4 protein-coding genes and 1 pseudogene are annotated in these 5,213 nt (G+C 31.0%); all 5 read right to left on the bottom strand.

What is annotated here, in order from left to right; translation table 11 throughout:
- Positions 1–279 precede the first annotated feature (279 nt).
- Positions 280–972 (bottom strand): hypothetical protein, encoded by a 693-nt coding sequence (locus BO26_RS17970; protein WP_036773882.1) that lies wholly within the window; start codon positions 970–972, stop codon positions 280–282.
- A 348-nt stretch (positions 973–1,320) separates the two neighbouring features.
- Complete coding sequence (locus BO26_RS21685) at positions 1,321–2,013, bottom strand: hypothetical protein (protein WP_051691047.1); 693 nt, start codon at positions 2,011–2,013, stop codon at positions 1,321–1,323.
- Between the two features lie 139 nt (positions 2,014–2,152).
- The gene (locus BO26_RS17960; protein ID WP_036773881.1) at positions 2,153–3,190 is read right to left on the bottom strand and encodes a hypothetical protein; all 1,038 of its coding nucleotides are present in this window, start codon (positions 3,188–3,190) and stop codon (positions 2,153–2,155) included.
- 9 nt (positions 3,191–3,199) lie between these two features.
- Positions 3,200–4,717, bottom strand: a complete 1,518-nt coding sequence (locus BO26_RS17955) for a hypothetical protein (protein ID WP_036773878.1) — start codon at positions 4,715–4,717, stop codon at positions 3,200–3,202.
- Between the two features lie 2 nt (positions 4,718–4,719).
- Positions 4,720–5,213 (bottom strand): annotated as a pseudogene (locus BO26_RS17950) (hypothetical protein); the annotation flags it as partial.

Here is a 5,213-nt window from a genome sequence, read left to right as displayed (position 1 = left end):
ATTTAAGAGAAATTAAGTTGATTTTGAAGAATAAATTTCCTATTCATTAAATAGGCTGGAAACTTATTTTTATTTCATGTCAGTAGCGAGTTGTAATAAATTTCTCGTTATTAAAATGATATTGAGGGCTTATTTAAACCTTTGAGTGACTTTCTTTATTAACAAGTCTGATTAATAAAAGAGTTATGGAAATAATCCGATTGTCAACGGGAAGTTTAATTTTTAATTAAAAATACCCGTTGTCATTTTCCTAAACATGATTGGTTATTATGAATAAGGCTATTTTTTCTCTTTCTGTTTTTCTTCCAGATACAGCTTATAAGTTAATAAATCATTTGCTTTGTAAAAAGATCCATGGTGTTGGATGCTTTCTGTTAACACAATATAACTGTACGGAAACTGATTTTTTTTGTCTTCTTCATCAATAACAGCATCTATTACCATTTCGTATTTTTGGTCTTTGTAAGAAAAACTGACTAGTAGGCTATCAATAACTGGTTGCTGTTTCTCATTATCAAATGTGCTATAGAGATATTCATATCTAGGGATCGATATGAGTTTGGATAATCTTTCTGTGCCTTCAAGATCTGTCTTTGCATCGGTTTCTCTTTTGATATCTGCTGGACCTATTACCTTTTGGACTAATTCATTAAAATTGGCAGTCCTATCCAGATCACCATAAGTTCTATGACGTATATTATAATATATTTTATAATATATAAAATACTCTGAGTTTTTAACCTGATTCAGGTTTATAGGTTTCAGTTTTATTAAATAAAAATCATTTATTTTAATATAATCGCCACTATTTAACCATTTGCTGGCATCGAACCAGACTTTATCATACAGGTAGTTGGGGTCGGGATTGTTCACAAATATTGCCATTTTATTTTTTAGGCTAATTTTATGCCATAACCCAAGAGAACCAATAACAATCAATAGGGTGATGACAATACGATAAATTTTTTTCATATTATGTGGAAGAGGATATTCTTCAATCTATATGCAGTTATTATTGGGTTAGTGGTTATACTCGATTTATGTTATATGGTTTTATTCGGTTATTTCACAGGTGTTTTAATTTCTCGCCATTATACTGTCAATTTGTTGCTTATCTCTGAATAATAATTGATTTGTTGAATAAAGAGGGCAAAGCCCTCTTTGTTATTATTTGTATTTTTATGTTGTTATCGAGTGATAATAAATCCTCCCTATCAAAATGATAGGGAGGATAGATCTCAATAGCGGACTGAGTGCTTCATTTATCACTGATATCTGTTGCCATAATTACTCAGACATTATTGGTCATCATGAGTAAGGCTATTTTTTCTCTTTATGTTTTTCTTCCAAATACAGCTTATAAGTTAATGAATCATTTGCTTTATAAAAAGATCCATAGCGTTGAATGCTCTCGGCTAGCATAATATGCCTGTACGGAAAATGATCTTTTTTATCTTCCTCATCAATAACAGCATCTATTACCATTTCATATTTTTTATCCTGATAAAAAAAACTGACCAGTAGGCTATCAATAACCGGTTGCCGTTTCTTCTTGTCGAATCGACTATAGAGATATTCATATTCGGGGTGTGATATGAGCTTTATTAATCTCTCCGTACTGGCGATATCCGTCTTTACATCGGTTTCTCCCTGGATATCTGTTGAACCTATTACTTTTTGCATTAATTCATTAAAATTAGTTGTGCTGCCAAGATCGCCATACTTTTTACGGCGCATATTATAATATAAATCATAATATATAAAATATTCTGAGTCTTTCACTTTATTCAGGTCTATAGGTCTTAGTTTAATTAAATAAAAATCATCTATCTTAATATAATCACCGCTATTTAACCATTTGCTGGCGTCAAACCAAACTTTATCATGTAAATAATTTGGATTTGGATTATCTACAAGGACGGCCATTTTATTTTTCATACTAATCTGATTCCATAACCCAAGAGAACCAATAACAATCAATAGGGTGATGACAATACGATAAATTTTTTTCATATTATGTGGAAGAGGATATTCTTCAATCTATATGCAGTTATTATTGGGTTAGTGGTTATACTCGATTTATGTTATATGGTTTTATTCGGTTATTTCACAGGTGTTTTAATTTCTCGCCATTATACTGTCAATTTGTTGTTTATCTCTGAATAATAATTGATTTGTTGAATAAAGAGGGCAAAGCCCTCTTTGTTATTTGTATTTTTATGTTGTTATAGAGTGATAATAAATTTTTTCCATCAAAACGATATTTGGGGTTTATTGAAAACTTAGAATTATTTTCTTTATCAAAAAAATTTAGTGGTGAGGGTGACATAGAGACAACTCGACCATCAAGGGATAATTCAATTCTTGATTGGCTAAATGCTAAAGGTAAAAGTTGGAAATCAGCCGAGTTTAAAAATGTATCTAATCCCAATGAAGAAAAATAATTATTATTATCTCCACCATTAGCTTTTACTGATTCATTTAATAATTCTTTGTGAAGTTTTTTTAACCCTTCAAGATTTTTGTTTTTTAATAATTCCCAATATTCTTTGTAGGCATTAATAAGCGCTAGTTGATGGTTTTCTGGTAATGAATCTATAGTTTCTTTATTTTCTGAAAATTGATATGAATTTACCCAGTTCCACGTGGGATAGTCCTTTTTTATATTAAATGCTTGAGAGTAGTGATAATATTCTTTTTTACTGTTATGAATTATACTATTACGGCCTAATAATTCCCCCCATTGTTCATTATCTAACCTTACATTAAGTGCTGATACAGAAGTATTATAGGCGATGCTATCATTAGGATGATAATTTATGGTTATAACTGATTTTAGATTGGGAGTCTCAAATCTATTTCTTGCTTTTAATATGAAATTGCACTTTGAGTCTGAATCGAAAATATCGGAATCTCTATTTGATGGCCATGAATAAAACTGGATTATATTGTTTTCAGGTTTCAGATATTCACCTACACCAATTAGTGTGTTCATGGGTTCTTTATCATAGTAGGAAAAGATCAATAGGCCATTGATAAGTAAATCTGCTGAACATTTATTTAATTCGACTTCCAGTCTGTAGTCAATAGGTTCAACTTCGTTATTCATAGAATTTTTACTCTCTTTAGATAATCCGGTTATGGGTAAAGTGAATAATAATACAGTTAGAAAAATTTTATAATTACGCATAATATATTTTCATTTAAAATCAATAAAATAAAATGGGCCAAATTCATCTTTATCACATATCATCACATCGGCTTTAATTAGGTTTATACCTGAATTTTTGCTTCTTCCCTTTGTATTACTCACTGATTTACTTTCTTTTTGTATATATCCAGCTTTTACTTCCACTTCAAAATAAGCTTTTATTCCCTCATGTGAGAAATAAATCCCTAAGCCTGAATCATCACATTTTAATCCCGCTGACAGTGCTGTTTTACCTCCCCCTGTTGTGGTAAGTATACCTTTTACATACAGAACCCTGAATCCGGCTTCAAAACCTGCTTTGAGCTCCAGAGGTAATTTATTTTCTATTTCTCCTATAAGTTTCACATGATTGTTTTTCTTTGTTATAGTGACTCCGCCATTTAGAATTTCGCCAGAAATAATAAAATCTATATAAAATAATGTATAACCTGTTGTTTTCCCATTTTTTATTGTTTCGTCCATTTTATCTTTTTGCTCTTCCATTAACTTCCTGAGATCATGCCATTTTTTACCTGCAACAGGACTACCTAATATAGCAATCAAGACATTAATGATATCTAATCTGACTTCTAAACCCAGTAAAGGGGCTAGTTTCAATTTGCAATTGTATTCAAAACTTGGGATTGAATCGATAATTTTTAATTCTTTATTACCACTTATTTCAACTGATGGTCCAAGCAAGTTAATTTCTTTAATTCCGGCCATTCCTCCTTTATTGGCTAAAATTCGTGTGCCTGCTTTTTCAACTGCATCTTTCACTTTTTCTACAAGGGATTTTTTATCTTTCCATATATTTTTCTTACCTTCAAAAATAGTAAAATTAGAATTATTCTTTTTATCGAATAACTGAAATTCAGTTTTTCCTGTTGCTGTATATTCCTTTTCATGGACATATCGTCCAATTTCACTCCATTTTGTCTTACCTAATTCATTTTTAAGTTGCTCAAATTGATCTTTATTATAATCTGAACGTTTGGCTTTAAAGGTCGAATGTGCCGCATGTTTAACGTCTATTTTTAACTCACCGGATAAAATATACTTTGGATATACATCAGTTTGTGTTTTCTGAACCAGTCCAGAACAATCAACAGTTTGAGAATAGTAAGTTACTTTGTCTATTTCATTGACATCTCTGGCAAAGAATTCTTTCAACCACTCCCATGGAGTGGTAAATATAGGAAGTTTGGCTTGATCATTGGTTATTGTATAACTTTTCTTTGGATTCTTAGGGGTCAATTCTATATTTTCAGTACCACCTTTTCTGAAAATATAGGTTGTAGGACAATTTTCCTTATTATTTATGCAGTTAGTGGGGGTGAAACTGGACATGAATGTATGTGATTTTTTTTCGGAAATAATACTGACCACTTCAAACATTTTGCTAATTGACGGAAAATTAATATATATGTTGCAGTCATCTGTTAACATGTAGCGATGAGTACAGGATGGAGGTACATCGCAAGTTGCACATGCTTTTCCCGCATTAACGCCAACTACAGTATCCATTTCTAAACCTCTTCATTAATATTGTGAATGAAAATATTGGCTCTATACCAGCCGGGTTTACCATTATTTACAAGACCAGATAAAAGATTTTTATTAAAATTATCGATCGTAAAATATTCATGGCTAATCAATTTCTTCAATATGCCTTCTATTGAGCGTGTATCATAAATATCTTCTTCAATTAAGAATTCATACAGATAAATAATAAAACTCATTGAGTTTTCTGTGTTTATTTGTCTGATATATTTAATCTTATCTACTTCGGATAATAATAATAAATTGAGTTTTTTTAGATATTTTTCTTTCTGTTTTAACTCTAATATATCATACTGGCTTGTACTTATTTTTAATAATTTCCCCCTGCTGGTTGCATGTTCAGGGTATTTATTTCGGCTCTGTGCAAAACTATCCTGCCTGTCAATCCCTGGATAATTTGTGGCAATTTTATCTATCGGCCCGAGAAAACAGTGAATTTCCCAGTCACTCAGGACGCTGA

The sequence above is a fragment of the Photorhabdus australis DSM 17609 genome (assembly GCF_000711895.1).
GTDB classification, from domain to species: Bacteria; Pseudomonadota; Gammaproteobacteria; order Enterobacterales; family Enterobacteriaceae; genus Photorhabdus; species Photorhabdus australis.
This window is presented reverse-complemented; position numbering and strand designations above follow the sequence as displayed.